This is a genomic window from Nonomuraea sp. NPDC050536 (genome assembly GCF_044457685.1).
Taxonomy (GTDB): Bacteria; Actinomycetota; Actinomycetes; order Streptosporangiales; family Streptosporangiaceae; genus Nonomuraea.
Genome location: NZ_JBITHD010000036.1, coordinates 46157 through 67446 on the forward strand (window position 1 = coordinate 46157; position 21290 = coordinate 67446).

Below are 21290 nucleotides of genomic sequence, written 5' to 3' on the forward strand. Positions count from 1 at the left end.
GGCGGTCATTTCGCGCTATGTCAGCTGATACGCCAGGTGTCGCCGCCCATGAGCAGCTCGCCCAGGTCCCCCTCGCCCTGGCGGCTCCTGGCCTCCTTGAGCTGCTCGGCCATGAGCACGTCGTAGGCCGGCCGGTCGATCTGGCGGAAGATGCCGATCGGCACGTGCTCGAAGGCCGGCTCGTCGAGCCTGCTGAGCGCGAAGGCCACCGACGGGTCCGGGTGGTGCGCGTCGTGGATGAGGATCTGGTCCTCGGCCACGCTCGCCCTGTCGACCACCTCGATGCCGCCACCGGCGCCCCTGACGACGGCCTTGGTGTTGCTCACGATCGGCTGGTCGTGCTCCAGTCGCAGCGTGATGTCGTCGCGGACCTCGGGGTCCTTGAGCGGCTCGAAGGCGTTGTCGTTGAAGATGTTGCAGTTCTGGTAGATCTCCACCAGCGAGGTGCCGCGGTGCGCCGTGGCCTCGCGCAGCACCGACTGCAGGTGCTTGCGGTCGGAGTCGATCGTGCGCGCCACGAACGACGCCTCGGCGCCCAGCGCCAGCGAGATCGGGTTGAACGGCTTGTCCAGCGACCCCATCGGCGTCGACTTGGTGATCTTGCCGACCTCGGAGGTGGGCGAGTACTGGCCCTTGGTCAGCCCGTAGATCCGGTTGTTGAACAGCAGGATGTTCAGGTTGACGTTACGGCGCAGCGCGTGGATCAGGTGGTTGCCGCCGATCGACAGCGCGTCGCCGTCACCCGTGACCACCCACACGGACAGGTCGGGCCTGCTGGCCGCGAGCCCGGTCGCGATGGCCGGGGCCCGGCCGTGGATGGAGTGGAAGCCGTAGGTGTTCAGGTAGTACGGGAACCGGCTCGAGCAGCCGATGCCGGAGACGAACACGATGTTCTCGCGCTTGAGCCCCAGCTCGGGCAGGAAGCTCTGGACGGCGGCGAGGATGGCGTAGTCACCGCAGCCCGGGCACCAGCGGACCTCCTGGTCGGACTTGAAGTCCTTGAGCGTCTGCTTGACGTCGGTCTTGGGGACCAGCGTCAGACCCTTGCCGTTGACGAGTTCAGTCACTGTCGATCACGTCCTGGATGACTCCGGCCAGCTCCTCGGCCTTGAACGGCAGGCCGCGTACCCGGTTGTAGCTGATGATGTCGACGAGGAACTTCGCCCGCAGGAGCAGGGCGAGCTGGCCGAGGTTGATCTCCGGCAGCAGCACCTTGTCGTACTTTTTCAGGATCTCGCCGGTGTTGGCGGGCAGCGGGTTCAGATGCCTCAGGTGCACCTGCGCCACCTTGCCGCCGGACTTCCTGATCCGGCGTACGGCTGCCGCGATCGGACCGTAGGTCGAGCCCCAGCCCACGACCAGGACCTTGGCCCTGTCGCCATCGGGGCCCTCGGGGTCGTCGACCTCCAGGTCCGGCACGTCGATCCCGGCGATCTTGGCGGCCCGCAGGCGCACCATCAGATCGTGGTTGTTCGGGTCGTAGGAGATGTTGCCCGAGCCGTCGGCCTTCTCGATGCCGCCGATGCGGTGCTCCAGGCCCGCCGTACCGGGAATGGCCCAGGGGCGGGCCAGGGTCTCGGGGTCGCGCTTGTAGGGCAGGAACTCCTCGCCCTCGCTCTCGCCTTCGCCGGGCTGCGCGAACTCGGTGGAGATGTCCGGCAGGTCGGCGATCTCGGGCAGGCGCCAGGGCTCGGAGCCGTTGGCCAGGTAGCCGTCGGACAGCAGGTAGACCGGCGTGCGGTACTTGACGGCGATGCGCGCGGCCTCGATGGCCGCGTCGAAGCAGTCGCTCGGCGTCGACGGCGCGATGATCGGCACCGGCGACTCGCCGTTGCGGCCGAACATGGCCATCAGCAGGTCGGTCTGCTCGGTCTTGGTCGGCATGCCGGTGCTCGGGCCCGCCCGCTGCACGTCCACCAGGATCAGTGGCAGCTCGGTCATCACCGCCAGGCCGATCGTCTCGCCCTTCAGCACCACACCGGGGCCGGAGGTCGTGGTCACGCCCAGGGCGCCGCCGAAGGCCGCGCCCAGCGCCGCGCCGACGCCCGCGATCTCGTCCTCCGCCTGGAAGGTGCGGATGCCGAAGCGCTTGTGCTTGGACAGCTCGTGCAGGATGTCGCTGGCCGGGGTGATCGGGTACGAGCCGAGGAACAGCGGCAGCTCGGACTGGACGCTCGCGGCGATGAGGCCGTAGGCCAGTGCCTGGTTGCCGGAGATGTTGCGATAGAGACCCGGCGCCAGCTTGGCCGGCTTCACCTCGTAGGACACCGAGAAGGACTCGGTGGTCTCGCCGTAGTTCCAGCCGGCCTGGAAGGCCGCGATGTTGGCCTTGGCGATCTCCGGCTTCTTGGCGAACTTCGCCTCGAGGAACTTGATCGTGTGCTCGGTCGGGCGATGGTAGAGCCAGCTCAGCAGCCCGAGCGCGAACATGTTCTTGGAGCGCTCCGCGTCCTTCTTGGACAGGTCGAAGCCCTCGAGTGCCCTGACCGTCAGCGAGGTCAGCGGCACCGCGTGCACCCGCCACTCCGCCAGCGCGTCGTCCTCGACGGGGTTGGTGTCGTAACCGACCTTCTGCAGGTTGCGCTTGGTGAACTCGTCGGTGTTGACGATGATGTCCGCGCCCCGGGGAAGGTCGCCCAGATTGGCCTTGAGCGCGGCGGGGTTCATCGCGACGAGCACGTTGGGAGCGTCACCCGGCGTCAGGATGTCGTGGTCGGCGAAATGCAGCTGGAAACTCGAAACGCCGGGCAGCGTGCCTGCGGGGGCGCGGATCTCGGCGGGGAAGTTGGGCAGCGTCGACAGGTCGTTGCCGAATTCGGCGGTGCCCGCAGTGAAGCGGTCGCCGGTCAGCTGCATGCCGTCGCCGGAGTCGCCGGCGAATCTTATGATCACGCGATCGAGTTGCTGGACTCGCTTGGTCACAGCTCAGTCCTCCTCGAAGCGCCTGGGCGCGGTCGCGTCAGGCGCGTTCTCTGTTTCCATGCTAGATCCTCGGCAGGTCACGCGTTTCCAAAGGCCGCAAAGCGGGTAAACGCGGTCGGAGTCAGGGTGAGGCGAGAGAACGGAAAAGGTGACACAGACCACTCGCGAGCCTGCAGAGGTCAACATGCAGGCGGGCGAAGAGGACGGTTCGGGTCACGATCGCCAACTATACGTCCCCCCGTCACATGCGCCGCGTCAGGGGGCGCTTACGGCCCCTGACGTGTAGACGTATCCGGGCCGCATCCCGGCGGCCCCGTACAACTCTGGAACGGTCACGAACGCGTAACCCTTCCCCCTGAGTTTGTTGAGGATGTCCGGAACCGCGTCAACGGTCGTCCGCTGGATGTCGTGCAGCAGGATGATCGCGCCCCTGTGCGCGCCGTGGACCGCCCGCCTCGCGATGACCTCCGGGTCCCTGTCGCGCCAGTCCAGCGTGTCGACGTCCCAGTTGACCAGGGCCACGCCCAACCGGCGGGCCGTCGTGCGGACGTCGGCGTTCACCCCGCCGTAGGGCGGGCGCACCAGCGTGGGGGTCTGGCCGATCGCGCTGGTGATGGTGTCCCGGGTGCGGCCGAGCGTATCGGCGATCTTGCTGGAGGACAGCTTGGTCAGGTCCCTGTGCGCCCAGCTGTGGTTGGCGACCAGGTGCCCCTCCCTGCTCATGCGCCGCAGGATCGCCGGGTCGGTGGAGGCGTTGGCGCCCAATGTGAAGAACGTGGCCCTGGCGTCGAACTCCTGGAGGATGTCGAGCAGCCGCGCGGTGTAGGGGCCCGGGCCGTCGTCGAAGGTCAGCGCCACGCACTTACGAGCCTTGCAGTCGACCGAGCCGGCGTCCTGGCTGGCCGCGTCCGGGTTGCGCGTCACCGACACCCTGGGCGTGACCAGCGGCGCGACCAAAGCCGTCTCGCGTACCAGGTGCTGCGCGCGCCGCCCGGCCGGAGACAGCAGCGGCTCGACCCGCCGCGCCGGTACGGCTACCGCCACCCTGCCCAGCGAGCACGGCCCCACCTGGCAGTCGTCGAACTCGACCACGAGGTCGCCCGCGCGGTTGAAGGCCAGCGAGTTGAACAGGTCCCTGGAGGCCGTCACCTCGTTCTGGTCCACCTCGGGGCCGCGCTTGATCAGCTGCTCCCTGACCAGCTCGGCCACGCCGTGCAGGCCCTTGTCGCCGTCGAGCAGGCCGGTCGAGGTGAACGCCTCGTCGCTCCGCTTGTCGTACCAGAACGTGATGGTGGAGTTGCCCCAGTTCGCGCCCAGGAACTCGCCCGTTCGCAGCCGCACCCCGATGAGGTCGTCGGTGGCGGCGTCGAGCGCCCATTCCATGTTCAGCTCGGGGCGCGGCTTGAGGCCGCCGGTGCTGGTGGAGCGCTTGAAGTCGCGCAGCTGGCGCTCGGCCTCCTTGCCGACCACCTCGTTGAGCTTGGGGGCCGCCTTGAACTCGGGGTAGGCGACATGCACCTGCCGGCCACCCGACTCGCCTTCGGTCAGGCTCCTGGTGACCAGGCCGCCGACCTTCGCGGGGTCGACAAAGTCGATCATCGTGGGGTCTGCGGGGACGGTGACATCTCGCTCGGGGGAGGCGGTGGCCACGCCGCAGGCGGCGAGGGTTAGGGCCAACGTCGCGATTCCTCCGAAGAATCGCCGTTTGCACATGAATGCCACACTATGTTGGCGATCTTGCACTTTGCCCCATCATGGGGTTATCTGGCCGACCTTTGACCCGGTTTCCGATCTTCGGCTGGGTTACCATCACCACATGGACGGCTACTTCGGGTCCTACCTGCTCGTCGCCGCGCTCCTCGCGATCGGCGTCGCGATCGTGGCCGGGGCCCTGCTCGCGAACCGCCTCCTGCGGCCGACCAGGCCCACCGCCGACAAGCTGACCACCTACGAGTGCGGTGTCGACCCCGTCGGGGAGGGGTGGGCGCAGTCGCAGGTCCGCTACTACGTCTTCACCTACCTGTACGTGGTGTTCGCGGTCGACGCCGTCTTCCTCTTCCCCTGGGCCACGGTCTTCGCCGCGCCAGGGTTCGGGATGACCACGCTGGTGGAGATGTTCGTCTTCCTGGGCTTCATCGCGCTCGGCATCCTGTACGCCTGGCGCAAACGCGTCCTGACGTGGACATGATCCGCCGCTAACCTGGCGGGCCATGTCCGCCTTATGCCCGGAGTGCTCGGCTCCCCTCGACGCAGACCCGCGCTTCGTCGCCTGGTGCGCGTCCTGCGACTGGAATCTCCTACCACCGCCCGCCCCACCGCAGCGGCTGATCCTGCCGCGCCTGCAGGAGCGGCTCGTCCGAGGCCTGCACGAAAGCGGCATCGACCGCTTCAGCCTGGCTCGCCTGGCCTCCTACGCGCTCGCCCTGCTCGTCCATCTGCTGACCCTGGGCTTCCTGGTCACCGGGATCTGGCTACTGTTCGTCTTCACCTTCGCCAGCGTCTGCGTCGGGGTGGTGCTGGTCGGGCTCTCGTGGCTGATGCGCCCCCGGTTCGGCCGGCTGCCTGGCGACGCCGAGGTGCTGACCCGGCAGGACGCGCCGCGGCTCTACCAGCTCCTGGACGAGATCGGGGCGCGAGCAGGGGCGCCCAGGACCGACGTGGTAGTGCTCACCGGTGACATGAACGCCGGCTACGGGACCTACGGCCTGCGCCGCCGCCGGATGCTGACGCTCGGCTACCCCATGTGGCTGGTGTTCACGCCGCAGGAGCGGATCGCGCTGCTCGGCCACGAGCTGGCGCACTCGAGCAACGGAGACAACCGGCAAGGGATCGTGGTGGGAACCGCCTTCCGGGCGCTGGCCGAGCTCCGCTCCGCCGCCAGGTCGGACAGGGAGGCGGTGCCGGAGCACGGGCTGCTCGTGCTGGTGGGCAACTGGGTCTCGCAGGTCGTCCTGTGGCTGCTGCGGGTGGCCGTCGGCGGCTTCGACACCGTGCTGCAGCTGGTGAACCTGCGATCGTCGCAGCGTGCCGAGTACCGGGCGGACGCGATGTCGGTGGAGATCGCCGGGACCGTGGCCGCCGCCTCCTCGCTGGACGCTCATGACACTCGGTGTGGTGTCGCCTCGTCGTTCCTGGAGACACGGACCATGGCCATCCCCCGCGATGAGAGCCTGTGGGAGGCGATGCAGGCGTACATGGCGAGCATTCCGGAATCGGAGTTCGAGCGGCGGCGGCGTGGGGCGCGGCTTGTCTCGTTGCGGGTGGACGCGACGCATCCGCCCTCCTACCTGCGCCACGAGTACGTCCTGGGCCTGCCGTACCGGGAGCCGGCGGTGACCGCGGCAGGGATGGGGGAGATCGATCGGGAACTTGAGGTGCGGAGCGGGCGGGTGGAGCGGGAGCTGCGGGACGACATCCGCGCCACGCTCTATCAATGAGCCGGCCCTCTACACGTGGGGGCGATCAGGCGTGAGAATGGAGGTATGGCAGCAACGGATCTCCCGATGCCCACGGTGGGGCCGGTCTCCCGGTTGGCGCCCAAACCCATGCGGTTCGTGCTCAACTGGGGGCGGCGCTACTCGCTGTGGGTGTTCAACTTCGGGCTGGCGTGCTGCGCGATCGAGTTCATCGCCACGTCGATGAGCAGGCATGACTTCATCCGCTTCGGCGTGATCCCGTTCGCCAACGGTCCGCGGCAGGCCGACCTGATGATCGTCTCCGGCACCGTGACCGACAAGATGGCGCCCGCGGTCAAACGGCTCTACGAGCAGATGCCCGACCCGAAGTACGTGATCTCGTTCGGCGCCTGCTCCAACTCCGGCGGGCCGTACTGGGACTCCTACTGCGTGACCAACGGCGTCGACCAGATCATCCCCGTCGACATCTACGTCCCCGGCTGCCCACCCAGGCCCGAGGCGCTGCTGTACGGGATCATGAAGCTGCAGGAGAAGATCGCGGGAGAGACGCTCAGCGATCGGTACGTCTGGTCGCGCTCGCACGGGGAGGACGCGTGAGCTTCGACCTCGGTGAATCCTCCGACTTCCTCGGGGAGACCACCGTCGACGTGCTGCCGGGCGACTGGATCGAGGCGCTGACCCGCGCCCGCGACTCCGGATACGCCTTCTTCGACTGGCTGACCGCCGTCGACGACATGCCCGACGGGTTCTTCGTCGTGGTCCACCTGTACGACCCGACGGCCTGCGCCCGCGTCCTGATCCGCACCCACATCCCGGCCGGCGACCCGCGGCTGCCCTCGGCCGTGGGCGTCTTCCGCGGGGCGAACTGGCACGAGCGCGAGACCTTCGAGATGTTCGGCATCACCTTCGACGGGCATCCCTACCTGGTGCCGCTACTGCTGCCCGACGGGTTCGAGGGTCACCCACTGCGTAAGGACTTCGTGCTGGCCGCGCGCGTGGCCAAGCCCTGGCCGGGCGCCAAGGAGCCCGGCGAGTCGCACGCCGCGCCGAGCCGCCGCAAGACCCTCCCGCCCGGAGTGCCGGCCGACTGGGGCACCGAGACCGAGGACGACTGATCCGCCTGGAGGTGGCCGGATGCTGGACGTGGTGCTGCGGTTCGTCGTCATCCTCGCGGTGTTCCTGCTGCTGCCGCTGATCATCGGGCAGACCGAGCACAAGGTCATGGCGCACATGCAGTCGCGCCTCGGCCCCATGTACGCGGGCGGCTTCCACGGCTGGGCGCAGCTGATCGCCGACGGCGTGAAGTTCGCCCAGAAGGAGGACGTCATCCCGGCCGCCGCCGACCGCCGCATCTTCATGATCGCGCCCGGCGTGGCTCTCGTCCCGTACCTCGTCGTGATGATCGCCATCCCCATCGACCGCGGCCAGGTGGGCGTCGACCTCGACCTGGGGCTGTTCTTCGTGCTGGCCGTGATGGGCGTCGGCGTGCTCGGCTCGATCATCGCCGGGTGGGCCTCGGCCAACAAGTACTCGGTCCTGGGCGGCATGCGCGCCGCCGCCCAGCTCATGTCGTACGAGCTGCCGCTCGTGCTGGCCGCCTCCTCGGTCGCGATGGCCGCCGGCACGCTGTCGATCCCCGGGATCCTGGAGGAGTGGCAGTGGTGGTGGCTGCCCTGGCAGGCCATCGGTGGCGTCGTCTTCTTCATGGCCGGGCTCGCCGAGCTGCGCCGCCCGCCGTTCGACATGCCGATCGCCGAGTCAGAGATCATCATGGGCCCGATGACCGAGTACACCGGCATGCGCTTCGCCCTGTTCATGCTCGCCGAGTACGTGGGCATCGTCGTGCTCTCCTTCCTGACCACGGTGCTGTTCCTCGGCGGCTGGCACGGGCCCTTCCTGCCGGGCTGGATCTGGACCCTGATCAAGGTGTTCGCGCTCGCCTTCGTCGTCATCTGGCTGCGGGTCAGCTATCCCCGGCTGCGTGAGGACCAGTTGCAGCGCCTGGCCTGGATCGCCCTCGTCCCCCTGGCCCTGCTCCAGCTCGCACTAACGGGTGTGATCAAGGTCCTGCTGTGAGCTTCCCGCAGGCCCGGCTGGCTCCGCACGGTGGCGCCACGATCGGCTCGGTCGCCCCTGCCACCGCCCTGACCTGGGACGGACGCACCCTCACCGCCGCCGACCTCGCAACCGAGGAGTCTGTACGGCTGGCGCCCGTGCGCCTGTACCACTACGGCTACGAACGCCGGCTCTACGAGGCCAACGGCAAGGAGCGGATCGAACCCGTCTGGGGGCTGGCCGCGCTCGACGAGGACGGGCTCGTCCTGGCGGACATCCCGGGTAACTGGCACGACGCCGACCTCGACCTCTTCGCCCGGCAGGCCGGGCTGCCGATCATCGACGGCCGCCGGCAGCCGACCGCCGTCGTCCGCGCGATGCTCGCGGGCCGCGCACCGGGCTGGCGGCGCATCCGCGGGGAGCCGCCGCGACGGGCCGCCCGCTGGCGCAAGCCGGTCGGGATCGGTGCCGGGGTGGTGGGCGGCGGGATCATGGTCTACCTCGTGGCCAATGGCATGGGATCGGCTTGGCGGGGTCTGTCGATGTTCGGGCGGCTCATCGCGGACTTCGCGGAGGTCAAGTGGCTGCTGCTGGCCTCCAGCCCGCTGGCGCTGGTGCTGCGCCCGCTCACCGGACGGCTTCACCGCCGCCGTGTCAGGAGCGGGGTCGTGCTCGGCTCGCCGGGCGGGACGCAGCTCGTCGTCAAGAACCGCAGCCTGTGGGGGATCCGGGGGAAGGAGGCCATGCTCCCGATCGTCATCGGGCGTAGCCACGGCTTGGCCGCCCGGTTGCAGCTCTACAGCTATGACGATTTATCAGGAATTTTCGTGCTGGATGCCTCTGGGTGTCCCCTGCTGCATTTGCCGGGGTTGTGGTCGCCTGAGTACGCGCACCGGTTCGCGGAGCGGTACGGGCTTGAGCTGGCCGTGCATCGGCTCTCCAAGCAGGAGTATCTCGGGCTGGTCAGAGGGGTTCGTCAGGCGATGCCCTGAACCGTGGGCGCGTTTGGATGGCTCGGTGGGTGGTGCCGTGACCTTGCGGGTGGGTTTGGACGCGCCGTTATGGCGGCGCGCTGTCTTCGCTGGAGTGGCGTTGAAGTGACAGGGGCCGGCCATGGTCGGTGGGGAGTGGGTGGGGCGGCTTGCCGTACGGGAGCGTTCTTCTGCGGCCCTACGCGGTCTTCTGCGGCGAGGCGTTGGTCGTTGAGCTGTTCGTGCGGCGGAGTGCTGGTGCGGCTCAGTGGACGATGGCGAGCATGACGTCGGAGGCCGCGGGGCGGTTTTCGGGGCGTTTGTTGAGGCAGGCGCCGACGATGCCGCGCATGCCGGGCGGCATGGGGGATAAGTCGGGGTGGAAGGTGAGCACCCTGTTGAAGACGGCGGGGACCGTGTCCTCGCCGAACGCGGGGCGGCCGGTGGCGGCGAACATCATCGTGACCGCCCAGCTGAAGACGTCGGAAGGCGGCCCGACCGGCTCGCCGGAGAGCTGCTCCGGTGACATGTACGGCGGTGTGCCGACCATCTTGCCGCTGGTCATCGTGACCTGGTCGAGCGCGCGGGCGATGCCGAAGTCGATGACGCGTGGCCCGTCGGGACCGATCAGGACGTTGCTGGGTTTGAAGTCGCGATGGACCACGCCCGCCTTGTGGATGGCGGCCAGCGCGCCGGCTGTGGACAACGCCAGGCGTGTCAGGCCGTCCTCGTCGCGCGGCCCGTGGTTGCGCACCAGCTGCTCGAGCGACGGGCCGGCCACGTATTCGCTGACGATGTAGGCCAGCTGGCCGGTGATATTGACGTCGAGCAGCCTGGCCGTGGAGAACGTCGCCACCCGGCGCGCCGCGTCGACCTCCCTGGCGAACCTGGCGCGCGCGACGTCGTCGACCAGGTCGTTGAGCACTTTGACCGCCACCCGCGCGCCGTCAGGGGCGACCGCCAGGTAGACCGAGCCCTGCCCGCCGCGCCCGAGCGACTCGAGCACGCGGTAGTGGCCGATCCATTCGGGCTCTCCCGCGCGCCGCATCGCGGTCGGCGCGGTCGTCCGCTGGTGGACGTTGGGCGGCGGCGGCGTGTAAGGCGGGCGCCGCTGCTGACCCGCCGGCCTGGGCCTGGCCATGGCGGGCAGCAGGAAGAGCGAGTGGATGAGGCCGCCCACCCAGCTGACGACCAGCGCGATCGAGATCAGTGTGGACAGCGGCTCGGGGATGTCCTCGAAGGTGTCGAAGTACATCACGGGGATGAGGAACGAGACCAGGCACAGCGTGTAGACCGCGGCGGCGGCCGCCTGCCAGATGCTGGCCAGCCGGTAGGCCGCGAACCCGATGGAGAACGGCGTCGCGAACCCGCACGTCACGAGCGGCAGGAGCGCCCACCCGACGGCGGCGGCCCACCTCCCGCTGCTGGGACGGTTCGGCTGGCTGTGCAACATGGCACGAAGACTATCCATCGCGTACGGGACATTTTGCTTGTGCAGCAATGTTGTGGATAACCCGGCGCCGAGCTGTGGATGGCTGTGGAAAACATGGGGACAACTGGCCCCGCATCATTCACCTACGGGGCCAAGTGCGACATGATGTTGAATCATGGCAGGGATACCGGGAGTAGGACTCGCAAAGGGGCTTTCCATCACCCTTCGCCACATGCTGCGCAGATCCGTCACGCAGCAGTATCCCGAGGTCAAGCCCGCCCTCCCGCCCCGCAGCCGCGGCGTCATCGCCCTGGTTGAGGAGAACTGCACCTCTTGCATGCTGTGCGCCCGGGAATGCCCCGACTGGTGCATCTACATCGACTCGCACAAGGAGACGATCCCGGCCCCCGAGGGCGGTCGTGCCCGCCAGCGCAACGTTCTCGACAGGTTCGCGATCGATTTCTCGCTGTGCATGTACTGCGGCATCTGCATAGAGGTGTGCCCGTTCGACGCGCTCTTCTGGTCTCCCGAGTTCGAGTACGCCGAAGGCGACATCAGCAACCTCCTGCACGAGAAGGACCAGCTCGCGGCCTGGGTGCCGACCGTGCCGCCGCCGCCCGCGCACGATCCGGGCGCCGAGCCGCCCAAGGAGCGCGCCGCCGGCTCCGCTCCCGATCGGCCGCGCAGGGACGTCCGGGGGATCCGGCCCCCGGGAACGCTTCCTTCATCCACAGGCGAGGCCGAGGCCGGAGAGTTGTCCACAGGTTCGGGCGCGCCGCCACCAGCGGGCGAGGCGCAGGAGCAAGCTTCTGGCGCGAGCACGCGCAGGCGCAAGATGGCCGACCCCCGGTCCATCCGGCCGCCTGGGCGGCTCGGTCCTGACGAGCCGAGGGAGTCTGAGGAGGAGTCGTGACCGAGGCGGTGCCCTCCTACCTGTCACCCACCGGGCAAGAGGTCGTGTTCTTGCTGCTGGGTGCGGTGGCGGTCGGGTCGGCGCTGCTCGTCGTCACGACCAGGCAACTGGTCCACGCCGCGCTGTGGCTGGTGGTCTCGTTCGGCGCGCTCGCGGGCGGCTATCTGGTGCTGACCGCCGAGTTCGTCGCCTGGGTGCAGGTCCTCATCTACGTGGGCGCCGTCGTCGTGCTGCTGCTGTTCGGCATCATGCTCACCCGCGCGCCGATCGGCCGCTCACCCGACCTCGACAGCGGCAACCGGGTGGTCGCGCTGGTCGTCGCGGTCGCCACGGCGGCAGTCCTCGTCACCGTCGTCATCGAAGGGTTCCGCACCGCCTACACCCCGCTGAGACCCGGGCCCGGCTCGGCCAAGCAGCTGGGCGCGAGCGTGTTCAGCACCTGGGTGCTGCCGTTCGAGGCGCTGTCGGTCCTGCTGCTGGCCGCGCTGATCGGCGCCATCGTCCTGTCCAGGACGGACATCCCTGGGGGCAAGCCACCCGAGCCAGAAGAGACCGGGGGTAAGTAGTGCACATCGTCTACCCGGTGGTTGTATCCGCGCTGCTGTTCTCCATCGGCGTCTACGGCGTGCTGGCCCGCCGTAACACGATCCTGGTGCTGATGTCGGTCGAGCTGATGCTCAACGCGGTCAACCTCAACCTGGTCGCGTTCGACGTCTGGCTCGGCGACCGGCTCCACAGCGGACAGGTGCTCACGCTGTTCGTCATCGTGATCGCCGCGGCCGAGGTGGGCCTGGGCCTGGCCATCGTGCTCGCGCTCTTCCGCAACCGCCGCACCGTCGACCTCGACACCCTGCGCGACCTGGCCGAGCCCGCGCCGGGCGAGGGCGGCGGCGCCGGGCCGTCGGGCGGGGTCGAGTCCGGCGACACGGGCAACGGCGGGCCCGTCCCCGGCGAGGCCGCCGGCCTCCGCGCGCCGATCCGGCGAGGAGGCAAGCGATGAACTCCTTCCCGCTGGCGGCCGTGCTGCTGCCCTTCCTCGCGGCGTTCGCGGGGCTGCTGCTGTCGCGCTGGCCGCACCGGCGTCCCGCCCACGACCTGGCGCAGGGCTCCGGCGAGGCGCCCGCCGACCGTTCCGCGGACCTGGCGGCCAACCGGCGGGCGGCCTGGATCGCAGTCCTGCCGACCGCGGCCTCCTCCGTGCTGGCGCTCTGGATGGCGTGGAGCCAGGGGTTCGCGTTCTTCGACCGGCTCGAGGGCCCGGCGCCATCCGGCGCGATCGGGCAGACCTACGGATCCATCGGCACCGGATCGATCCCGATCTCGCTGACACTCCAGGCCGACGACCTGTCCGCTATCGTCGGCGTGCTCGTGACGCTGGTGGCGCTGGCCGTACAGGTCTACTCGGTCGGCTACCTCAAGGGCGACCCGCGCTATCCCTCCTACAGCGCCTTCATCAGCCTGTTCACCAGCGCGATGTTGCTGGTCGTCTACGCGGGCGACCTCCTGGTCCTCTACGTGGGCTGGGAGATCATGGGTCTGTGCTCCTACCTGCTGATCGGGCACTGGTGGGAAGACCGGGCCAACTCGCGGGCCGCGGTCAAGGCGTTCCTCGTCACCCGGCTGGGCGACGTCGGGTTCCTGTTCGGCATCTTCGTGCTGGGGATGTCGGCGGGCAGCTTCCAGATCTCCACGGTGCTGGCCAAGGTGCCCCAGCTGCCCGCGGGCACGCTGGTGGCGGCCACGATGCTGCTGCTGGCCGGGGTGGCGGGCAAGAGCGCCCAGGTCCCGCTGCACACCTGGCTGCCGGACGCGATGGCGGGCCCGACGCCGATCAGCGCGCTGATCCACGCCGCCACCATGGTCGCCGCCGGGATCTTCATCGTGGCCAGGCTCTACCCCGCCTTCCTGGGCGCGCGTCCCACGCTCGACGTGCTGGCCGTGATCGCCGCGCTCGGCATGCTGGGCGCCGCGCTGGCCGCCCTGGCGCAGGACGACCTCAAACGGGTCCTGGCCTACTCCACGGTCAGCCAGCTCGCCTACATGGCGGGCGCGCTCGCGGCCGGGTCCGACACGGCCGCCATCTTCCACCTGCTCACCCACGGGGCGTTCAAGGCGCTGCTGTTCCTATGCGCCGGCGCGGTGATCCACCACGTGGGCTCCAACCTGATGGGCCAGATGGGCGGGCTGCGCAGGGCGCTTCCCGTCACGTTCGTGACGATGACGATCGGGTTCGCCGCGCTCATGGGCCTGCCGCCCACCAGCGGCTTCTTCAGCAAGGACGCCGTGCTCACCGCCATGGACCGCGCCTTGTCCGGCAGCCTCACTGACGCTGCCGCGCTCCTGCTGTACGGCTGCGCGCTGGCGACCGTGGCCGTCACCGGGGCCTACGCGACGCGGGCGTGGCTGCGCACGTTCTTCGGCGAGACGCGGGTCGTGGCGCTTCCCGAGCCCGAGCCGGGCACGGCGCACGTGGTCGACACCCGCGAGGCGCCGCCGACCATGCTCGTTCCCATCGTGCTGCTGTCGGTGCCCGCGCTGCTGCTCGGGTTCGCCGGCGGGGCCCACGTCGACTGGTCGGTGGCGGCGATCAGCGTGGTCCTCGCGCTGCTGGGGGCCGGGGTGGTCTACGCGTTCTGGCGCAGCGACCCCGTGGCCGATCCCGCGCGGCTGCTCGGGCCGTTCCGCGTGCCGTGCGAGCGGGCGTTCTACGTGGACACCGTCTACTCCGTGCTGTTCGTCCGGCCGGTCCTCGTGCTGTCCAGGCTCGTCGTCCAGACGGATGACGTGGTCGTCGACGGGGCCGTGCGCGGGTCGGGCCGTTCGGCGCGCGGCCTGTCGGCGGTGCTGCGGCTCGCCCAGAACGGCAACGTCCAGCTCTACGTGAGCGGCGTGCTGGCCGGTGTCCTCTTGATCGTGGTGGGGGCGGTGGTGTTCACATGATGGGCTGGGTCTCCGTCGCGCTGCTGGCGGTGCCGCTGCTGGGCGCGCTCGGCCTGCTCGCCGCCCCGCGCGCGCTCCGGCCTGCGCTGCACGTGTACGGGCTGGTGGTGTCCGGCGTCACGCTGCTGCTGGCCGTACTGATGCTGGTGAGGTTCGACTACGCCGACTCCCGGCGGGCGCAGTTCGTCGTCGACCGGCAGTGGATCAGCGGGCTCGACCTGCGCTTCCACCTGGGGGTCGACGGGATCTCACTGCCGCTGGTCGCGCTGACCGCGCTGCTGACGTTCCTGTGCTTCGTCTACCTCGGCGTGGGCGGCGGGCGCGGGCCCGGGCAGCTCATGCGGCCCAGGAGCGGCGGCGGGCGGCCACGGGCGATGGTGTTCACGCTGCTCGTGCTCGAGGTCGGCATGATCGGCACGTTCCTGGCCCTGGACCTGCTGCTGTTCTTCGTGTTCTTCGAGGTCGTGCTGGTCCCGATGTACTTCCTGATCGCGATCTGGGGCGGCGCCGGCAGGCGCGCCGCGGCGGTCAAGTTCATCCTCTACACGGTGCTCGGCTCGGTCGTGATGCTGCTCGGCCTGCTGCTCGTCTGGGCGCAGACCGGCACGCTCGACGTCCTGGCCCTGGAGGCCGCGCACGGGCGCGGGATGAGCGCGGGCGTGCAGACGCTGGCGTTCGTCGCGATCGGGCTCGGGCTCGCGGTCAAGACGCCGATGTGGCCGCTGCACACCTGGCTGCCCGACGCGCACACCGAAGCCCCCACGGTCGGCTCCGTGCTGCTGGCCGGGGTGCTGCTGAAGATGGGCACGTACGGCTTCGCCAGGATCGCGATCCCCGTTCTTCCACACGGCGCCTCCGCCGTGGCGCCGTGGCTCGGCGCGTTCGCCGTGGTCGGCATCGTCTATGGAGCCCTGGCCTGCCTGGCCCAGCGCGATCTCAAACGCATGATCGCCTACTCCTCCATCGGCCACATGGGCTTCGTGCTGCTCGGCTTCGCCACGCTCACCACCGTCGGCATCAACGGCGCGCTGTTCGCCAACATCGCCCACGGGCTGATCACCGGCCTGCTGTTCTTCCTCGCCGGGGCGATCAAGGAGCGGTACGGCACGGCCGACATACCCTCGCTCGGCGGCGGGATGCTGGCCACGATGCCGCGCCTGGGATCCGTGCTCACCTTCGCCGCCATCGCCTCCCTGGGGCTGCCGGGGCTCGCCGGGTTCTGGGGGGAGATGCTGGCCCTGTTCGGCGCCTACCAACCGGCGAGCGGACTGCCTCGCGGGCTGTTCCTGACGTTCATGGTGATCGGTGGGCTGGGGGCGGTGCTCACGGCCGCCTACTTCCTGGTCATGCTGTCCCGGGTCACGCACGGGCCGCCCACCGCGCCCGTCTCCGTCGTCCGGCTGGCTCCCGCCGGGGTGGCCGCGCTGGGGCGGACGGGAAACTCGCAGGGCGCCGACGGCGGGTCGGCTCCGCCGCGGCAGGCCCGCTTCAGACCGCGTGACCTGCGGGGATACGAGCTGGCCTCCTGGGTTCCGCTGATCGTGCTGATCCTGCTGTTCGGGCTGTGGCCGAAGCTGTTGCTGTCCTTGACCACACCCGCCGTACAACTGCTGCTGGGGGTGTCATCGTGATCCAGCAGATCGACTACGCCGCGATCGCCGCGCCGCTGCTTCTCGCCGTGGTGGCGGGGCTGGTGCTGCTGCTCGACGCTTTCCTGCCGCGGGCGGGGGCCGTGCCGGGGCTGGTGACGCTGGCCGGGGTTCTCGGCGCGCTCGCGATCGTGGGATGGCAGGCGGTGAGCGGTGGGCCGCCCCGCTCCACGTTCTGCGCGCCCGGGGCCGGAGAGCTGTGCTCGTTCGTGGTCGACCGGTTCACCCTGGTGTTCGCCGGGGTGGTGCTGGTCGCGGGCGTGGTGGTCGTGCTGCTGTCGATGACCGAGCTGGCGAGCGGCGGGATCCCGGTGGGCGAGTGGTACTTCCTGCTGCTCTGCACGCTGGTGGGTGCGGTGACGCTGCCCGCCTCGCGCGATCTGATCATGCTGGTGGTGGCGCTCGAGCTGGTCTCGCTGCCGGTCTTCGCGCTGACGGCGCTGCGGCGCTACGACGGGCGGGGCTCCGAAGCCGCGGTCAAGCTGTTCCTGGTGTCGGTGGTGTCGACGGCCGTGATGCTGTTCGGGGTGTCCCTGCTGTACGGCGTGGGCGGGTCGGTCTACCTGTCCCGGCTGGCCGGGGTGTTCAGCGGGGCCGTGCCCGCGCCGGGGCTCCCCGGTGCGTCGGGGCCGGAGATGCCGGCGGTGGTCACGGTCGGGGTGGTGCTGGTCGTGGCCGGGTTCGGGTTCAAGATCGCGGCCGTGCCGTTCCACGCCTGGGCGGCCGACGTCTACCAGGGGGCGCCGATTCCGGTGGCGGCGCTGCTTTCGGTGATCTCCAAGGCCGCCGGGTTCGCCGGGCTGATCCTCATCCTGGTGACCGCGCTCGGCGGGCAGGCCTTCACCTGGTCCCCCGTGATCGCGATCGTGTCCGCGCTCACCATGAGCGTGGGCAACCTGCTGGCCATGCGGCAACGCTCCGCCGTACGGCTGCTCGCGTGGTCTTCCGTGGCCCAGTCGGGATACATCCTGGCGCCGCTGGCACTCGGCGGGCGTGCCGTGGGTGCCTCGGTGACGTATCTGGTGATCTACGCGGCGATGAATCTCGGGGCCTTCGCGGTGGTCATGCTGGTGTCCCGGGCGGTGCCACGGAACGAGCTCGACGACTACCGCGGGCTCGCCTTCCGCAGTCCGGTTCAGGGGCTGGCGCTGGCGTTCTGCCTGGTGTGCTTGGCCGGGCTGCCACCCGGGCTGGCCGGCCTCTTCGCCAAGGTGGTCGTGTTCCGCGCCCTGGTCGAGGGCGGGCTCGGCTGGCTGGCCGTCGTCATGGCGATCAACACCGTCATCGGCCTGTACTACTACGCCACCTGGACCGCCCGCCTCTTCGCCCCGGCCGTCGCCGAAACCCCGCGCCGCCGCTTCCCGGCCGCCACCCTCGCCATGGCCGTATCCCTGGCAGCAGCGATCCTCTTCTCCGCCGCCCCCCAACTAGCCCTGACGATGGCCGGCCTATCCAGCTGACCGCGCCCCCTGTGCCGCGCGGTTGCCCTCCCGAGCTCTCCGGCCGCTTGCCAGTGACTTCGGCGCGGTATCCCAAGCGTGCTCTTCGCCATGATCCTGGCGTACGCGGTACCGGTCGTTGTCGTGCTGGCGTCGCTGCTTGTTACGTCTCCCTTCGCGGCCATGCGTCTTCGTCGCGGTGCGGGCGATCATCGCTGAGGCATGGATTCTGGGTCTTCTTCGTGCTTCCAGCTACGATCATCACGGGGGTCGTCGCACTCGTTGCGCGGAATGATCGAGCGCTCTGCACCAGGTGGGCGGGCGGCACAGCCGACGCAGGCTCTCTTCGGCAGAGGGGGCCAGGTGGGAGCATGGGGATCGTGTCAATCGAAGATGGGTTCTTCGACGCAGCCGAGGCCGTCGCATCACGTGAGGATCTTGCTCGGTTCGTTGAAGCGCTACACAGTGACTTGAGCAACGGTGCCGAATGGGAGAACGATCGGCTGGATCTGTTTCTCGAAGCGTTGTCCGCCTGGATCCGGGACTCTCCTGGGTACTACAAGAACATCGGGCATCCCGCGACTGAGGATGCGACCTGGTCCTTCTTCGCCCAGGCGCTGGGAGCGGCGACCGTCTACGAGTGAGTAGTGGCGATGCCCCTTCATGCACACCCCAAGTGCGGTGACGTGTCGGCGTCTCAATCCTGACCGTGAAGCAGCCACAGCATGTAGGCGGCGACAGTGGACGAGTCGGTGATCGAACCCTCAGTGATCATCTGCTCGAACTCGGGACGGCTCACCCAGCGCTGCCGCATGTCCTGCTCAGTGTGCTCCCGATCGGCTGACCCTGCTGCGAGCCCAGTAGCCAGGTACACGTGGACGCCCTGATTTGTCATCCCGTGGGCGTTGTCCAGACGGCCCAGATGCTGCAGGCGTGCGGCCCGGAGCCCCGTCTCCTCGGCCAGTTCCCTCCTGGCCTCGTCCTCATGGGAGTCGGCCTCAGCGCTGCCCTGAGGGAAGCTCCACGAGCGACGGCCGATCGGGTAGCGGTACTCCTCCACTATGTGGAAACCGCCATCCTGCACCGGGACGACCAGCACGAAGTCGGGCTTGACCACATACCCGTACAGGCCTGGCGAGCCGTCAGGATGTTCGATCGCGTCCTCGCGCACGGTCATCCAGGAGTTGCGATAGACCTCCCGCGAGGAGACCTGCCGGACCACGGGCTGCGCGTTGACCATGACATCGCATCGTATCCAGCCGTCAACGGACGATCTCGACATGACAGCACGTCAGAGATAGATCTTCTGCAACGCCAGGTGATCTCCGGCTAACTGACGCCGTCGAACTCCTCGAATGGGCAGACACAGACCTGGCGCACGGGATCGTCTTCTCGGCTAACGATCTATAACGCCCTGGACGAGAACGGCATGCAATTCGGGCCCTGGCTGCGAACACAGACGCCACAGACTCGGGCACCCGCCCCGTGGCAGGATGACACTATGTCGATCTCCCGAAAGGCCCATGGCGCGTAGATCACCCGCGCAGGTCCGCGCTGACACACCCCGCCGTCATCCGGCCACCGGTCAACCCGTTCGACTGATCCCTGGCTTGTCCCCACAGGGTCGCGCCGCGATCGCCCGTCTGGAGCGAACGCGCCTGTGGCCCAGCGCCGCCCCCGATGCCTTGCAGGCGTGGTCGCTGTTTCTGCGGGATCCCGCGCACCGCTTGTTCGATCCGAGATGGGGGTGCGAAGAGATGATGTGTTGCCCTGATCCGGTGGAACTGCGCGCCACCTTGGACGCGGTCCTAGGCGTCTTGCCACCCAAGGACGCTCGCAGGCTGCGCCGCCGTATCGATGAGCTCGACGAACTGTGGTAGCCGGCCACCGTACATGACGAGTTGGACGGACCCCAGCGGCGGCGCATCGCGGGGACCGATGGCGAACTTCGTACTCGCGCTGGAAAGATCGCGAGAGCTGCGGAGATGCGTAGTACGCATATGCTTCCACCTGCCTGATCGTCCTACCCGGCAGGGAAGCCGGACGTTGGGGTGATCTCGGCGGCGTTCGAGGCCTTGCTGATCAGGGTGAAGGACGGCTGCATCCGTAGGACCGTGGGAGATTCTCCTGGGTCGACGGTACGGGCGTACGGGGGCGCCGCTTCGCGAGGAGGGTGTCCGTCTACAGCGGACGATGAAGGGAAAGGGGAGTGCCCGCTCCTTTCCACTCTCAACGTATAGCGCACCGGGGGGCTTGCGGCAAGACCCGGGTCGTGCCGCAGAATCGTCGGCCGAGGCCAGAACCTGCGGAAACGGGGGATACAAAGTGCGGGTGTTGTTGTCGACGTATGGGTCGCGCGGGGATGTCGAGCCGATCGCGGGACTCGCGGTGCGGTTGCGGGAACTCGGCGCGGAGGTGAGGGTGTGCGCGCCGCCGGACGAGGACTTCGCGCAGCGGCTGGCCGGTGTCGGCGTGCCGATGGTGCCCGTCGGCCCGTCGGCGCGCGCGCTGACGACTTCGGCGCGGCCGCCGTCGTCGGCGAACCTGCCCCAGCGTGCGGCCGAGTTGATCGCCGGCCAGTTCGACGCGGTCACCGCGGCGGCCGAGGGATGTGACGTGCTGGTGGCGACCGGCATGATGCCCGCCGCGGCCGGAGCGCGGTCGGTGGCCGAGAAACTGGGCATCCGCTCCGTGTCCGTGACCTTCCAGCAGGTCACCCTGCCGTCGCCGCACCACCTGCCGCTGGCGTATCCGGGCCGGCCGTTCCCGCCGGAGGTGACTGACAACCGGGTGCTCTGGGATCTGGACGCGCAGAGCATCAATGCGCTGTTCGGTGAGGCGCTCAACACCAACCGGGCGTCGATCGGCCTGCCCCCGGTGGACAACGTTCGCGATTACGTCATCGGCGACCGGCCGTGGCTGGCGACGGACCCGATCCTGGATCCGTGGCAGGAGCCGGCGTACCTCGACGTCGTGCAGACCGGCGCGTGGATCCTGCCGGACGAACGCCCGCTGCCGGCCGACCTGGTGGCGTTCCTGGACGGCGGCACACCACCGGTGTACGTGGGCTTCGGCAGCATGCCCATGCGCGGGTCGACGGACGCCTCCCAGGTGGTCATCGAGGCGATCCGAGCGCAGGGCCGCCGCGTACTCGTCTCCCGCGGCTGGGCCGACCTGGCCCTGATCGACGACAGGGACGACTGCTTCGTTGTCGGCGAGGTCAACCAGCAGGCGCTGTTCGGCCGGGTGGCCGCCGTCGTGCACCACGGCGGCGCGGGCACCACGACGACGGCCGCCCGGGCCGGCGCGCCTCAGGTGGTGGTACCGCAGGCGGCGGACCAGCCCTACTGGGCCGGCCGGGTGGCAGACCTGGGCATCGGCGCGGCACACGACGGCCCGACTCCGACCTTCGAGTCCCTGTCTGCCGCGCTCAAGACCGCCCTGACCCTCGAGACCCGTGTACGAGCGACCGCCGTGGCCGGCGCGATCCGGACCGACGGGGCGATGGTGGCCGCGAAGCTGCTGCTCGAGGCGGTCAGCTGAGAAAAGGCCG

19 protein-coding genes and 1 pseudogene are annotated in these 21290 nt (G+C 69.3%); 14 read left to right on the forward strand and 6 right to left on the reverse strand.

The annotated features are described in order from the left end of the window. Nucleotides 1–20: 20 nt before the first annotated feature. From ACIBHX_RS50105 to ACIBHX_RS50120, 4 genes are all read right to left on the reverse strand, one after another. Complete coding sequence (locus tag ACIBHX_RS50105) at nt 21–1067, reverse strand: 2-oxoacid:ferredoxin oxidoreductase subunit beta (protein WP_397075843.1); 1047 nt, start codon at nt 1065–1067, stop codon at nt 21–23. Further along, nucleotides 1060–2922, reverse strand: a complete 1863-nt coding sequence (locus tag ACIBHX_RS50110) for a 2-oxoacid:acceptor oxidoreductase subunit alpha (RefSeq protein WP_397075845.1) — start codon at nt 2920–2922, stop codon at nt 1060–1062. Before ACIBHX_RS50110 ends, ACIBHX_RS50105 begins: the two co-directional genes overlap by 8 nt. A gap of 121 nt (nt 2923–3043) precedes the next feature. Beyond that, nucleotides 3044–3139 (reverse strand): putative leader peptide, encoded by a 96-nt coding sequence (locus tag ACIBHX_RS50115; RefSeq protein WP_397075846.1) that lies wholly within the window; start codon nt 3137–3139, stop codon nt 3044–3046. Between the two features lie 38 nt (nt 3140–3177). Continuing rightward, nucleotides 3178–4635, reverse strand: a complete 1458-nt coding sequence (locus ACIBHX_RS50120; protein ID WP_397075848.1) for a polysaccharide deacetylase family protein — start codon at nt 4633–4635, stop codon at nt 3178–3180. Nucleotides 4636–4738: 103 nt separating this feature from the next. On the opposite strand from ACIBHX_RS50120, the gene ACIBHX_RS50125 reads away from it, so the two are divergent. Genes ACIBHX_RS50125 through ACIBHX_RS50150 form a run of 6 tightly spaced genes read left to right on the forward strand, consistent with a single transcriptional unit; the run spans nt 4739 to nt 9385 of the window. Next, a complete protein-coding gene (locus ACIBHX_RS50125) occupies nt 4739–5110 on the forward strand; it encodes an NADH-quinone oxidoreductase subunit A (protein WP_397075849.1) in 372 nt (123 codons plus the stop codon). A gap of 22 nt (nt 5111–5132) precedes the next feature. Then, nucleotides 5133–6359 (forward strand): M48 family metalloprotease, encoded by a 1227-nt coding sequence (locus ACIBHX_RS50130; RefSeq protein WP_397075851.1) that lies wholly within the window; start codon nt 5133–5135, stop codon nt 6357–6359. Between the two features lie 45 nt (nt 6360–6404). Beyond that, nucleotides 6405–6935 carry an NADH-quinone oxidoreductase subunit B gene (locus ACIBHX_RS50135; RefSeq protein WP_397075853.1) on the forward strand — a complete coding sequence of 177 codons (531 nt, stop codon included), beginning with the start codon at nt 6405–6407 and terminating at the stop codon, nt 6933–6935. Then, entirely contained in the window at nt 6932–7453 is a 522-nt protein-coding gene (locus ACIBHX_RS50140) for an NADH-quinone oxidoreductase subunit C (protein ID WP_397075854.1), read from the forward strand. Before ACIBHX_RS50135 ends, ACIBHX_RS50140 begins: the two co-directional genes overlap by 4 nt. A 19-nt stretch (nt 7454–7472) precedes the next feature. Further along, nucleotides 7473–8414: an NADH-quinone oxidoreductase subunit NuoH gene (gene nuoH / locus ACIBHX_RS50145; protein ID WP_397075856.1), complete on the forward strand. Its 942-nt coding sequence runs from the start codon at nt 7473–7475 to the stop codon at nt 8412–8414. Further along, nucleotides 8411–9385, forward strand: coding sequence for a hypothetical protein (locus tag ACIBHX_RS50150; protein WP_397075858.1), 975 nt, complete (start codon nt 8411–8413; stop codon nt 9383–9385). Before nuoH ends, ACIBHX_RS50150 begins: the two co-directional genes overlap by 4 nt. 244 nt (nt 9386–9629) lie before the next feature. Here ACIBHX_RS50150 and ACIBHX_RS50155 read toward each other — a convergent pair whose 3' ends face one another. Then, nucleotides 9630–10817 carry a serine/threonine-protein kinase gene (locus ACIBHX_RS50155; RefSeq protein ID WP_397075860.1) on the reverse strand — a complete coding sequence of 396 codons (1188 nt, stop codon included), beginning with the start codon at nt 10815–10817 and terminating at the stop codon, nt 9630–9632. A 211-nt stretch (nt 10818–11028) separates the two neighbouring features. Between ACIBHX_RS50155 and ACIBHX_RS50160 the strand changes: the two genes are divergently transcribed. From ACIBHX_RS50160 to ACIBHX_RS50190, 7 genes and pseudogenes are all read left to right on the forward strand, one after another. Beyond that, entirely contained in the window at nt 11029–11709 is a 681-nt protein-coding gene (locus tag ACIBHX_RS50160; protein ID WP_397075861.1) for a 4Fe-4S binding protein, read from the forward strand. Continuing rightward, a complete protein-coding gene (locus ACIBHX_RS50165) occupies nt 11706–12275 on the forward strand; it encodes an NADH-quinone oxidoreductase subunit J (protein ID WP_397075863.1) in 570 nt (189 codons plus the stop codon). Before ACIBHX_RS50160 ends, ACIBHX_RS50165 begins: the two co-directional genes overlap by 4 nt. Then, nucleotides 12275–12556 (forward strand): annotated as a pseudogene (gene nuoK, locus ACIBHX_RS50170) (NADH-quinone oxidoreductase subunit NuoK); the annotation flags it as partial. The gene ACIBHX_RS50165 and the pseudogene nuoK, both read left to right, overlap by 1 nt. Before the next feature lie 149 nt (nt 12557–12705). Further along, a complete protein-coding gene (locus ACIBHX_RS50175) occupies nt 12706–14649 on the forward strand; it encodes an NADH-quinone oxidoreductase subunit L (protein ID WP_397075864.1) in 1944 nt (647 codons plus the stop codon). Continuing rightward, on the forward strand, nt 14649–16280 hold the full coding sequence (locus ACIBHX_RS50180) for a NuoM family protein (protein ID WP_397075890.1): 1632 nt from the start codon (nt 14649–14651) through the stop codon (nt 16278–16280). The genes ACIBHX_RS50175 and ACIBHX_RS50180 overlap by 1 nt, the downstream gene beginning before the upstream one ends. Beyond that, the gene (locus tag ACIBHX_RS50185) at nt 16277–17758 is read left to right on the forward strand and encodes an NADH-quinone oxidoreductase subunit N (RefSeq protein ID WP_397075866.1); all 1482 of its coding nucleotides are present in this window, start codon (nt 16277–16279) and stop codon (nt 17756–17758) included. The genes ACIBHX_RS50180 and ACIBHX_RS50185 overlap by 4 nt, the downstream gene beginning before the upstream one ends. A 359-nt stretch (nt 17759–18117) precedes the next feature. Then, the gene (locus tag ACIBHX_RS50190; RefSeq protein WP_397075867.1) at nt 18118–18381 is read left to right on the forward strand and encodes a hypothetical protein; all 264 of its coding nucleotides are present in this window, start codon (nt 18118–18120) and stop codon (nt 18379–18381) included. A 53-nt stretch (nt 18382–18434) separates the two neighbouring features. On the opposite strand, the gene ACIBHX_RS50195 is transcribed toward ACIBHX_RS50190, so the two are convergent. Beyond that, nucleotides 18435–18977: an NUDIX domain-containing protein gene (locus tag ACIBHX_RS50195; RefSeq protein WP_397075869.1), complete on the reverse strand. Its 543-nt coding sequence runs from the start codon at nt 18975–18977 to the stop codon at nt 18435–18437. Nucleotides 18978–20062: 1085 nt separating this feature from the next. Between ACIBHX_RS50195 and ACIBHX_RS50200 the strand changes: the two genes are divergently transcribed. Then, entirely contained in the window at nt 20063–21280 is a 1218-nt protein-coding gene (locus ACIBHX_RS50200) for a glycosyltransferase (RefSeq protein WP_397075871.1), read from the forward strand. The last annotated feature ends 10 nt before the right edge of the window (nt 21281–21290 follow it).

Coding starts and splice junctions, on each gene's coding strand:
- ACIBHX_RS50120 (WP_397075848.1), bottom strand. CDS start 4,635: ATGTGCAAACGGCGATTCTTCGGAGGAATCGCGACGTTGGCCCTAACC.
- ACIBHX_RS50125 (WP_397075849.1), top strand. CDS start 4,739: ATGGACGGCTACTTCGGGTCCTACCTGCTCGTCGCCGCGCTCCTCGCG.
- ACIBHX_RS50130 (WP_397075851.1), top strand. CDS start 5,133: ATGTCCGCCTTATGCCCGGAGTGCTCGGCTCCCCTCGACGCAGACCCG.
- ACIBHX_RS50135 (WP_397075853.1), top strand. CDS start 6,405: ATGGCAGCAACGGATCTCCCGATGCCCACGGTGGGGCCGGTCTCCCGG.
- nuoH (WP_397075856.1), top strand. CDS start 7,473: ATGCTGGACGTGGTGCTGCGGTTCGTCGTCATCCTCGCGGTGTTCCTG.
- ACIBHX_RS50155 (WP_397075860.1), bottom strand. CDS start 10,817: ATGTTGCACAGCCAGCCGAACCGTCCCAGCAGCGGGAGGTGGGCCGCC.
- ACIBHX_RS50160 (WP_397075861.1), top strand. CDS start 11,029: ATGCTGCGCAGATCCGTCACGCAGCAGTATCCCGAGGTCAAGCCCGCC.
- ACIBHX_RS50175 (WP_397075864.1), top strand. CDS start 12,706: ATGAACTCCTTCCCGCTGGCGGCCGTGCTGCTGCCCTTCCTCGCGGCG.
- ACIBHX_RS50180 (WP_397075890.1), top strand. CDS start 14,649: ATGGGCTGGGTCTCCGTCGCGCTGCTGGCGGTGCCGCTGCTGGGCGCG.
- ACIBHX_RS50195 (WP_397075869.1), bottom strand. CDS start 18,977: ATGGTCAACGCGCAGCCCGTGGTCCGGCAGGTCTCCTCGCGGGAGGTC.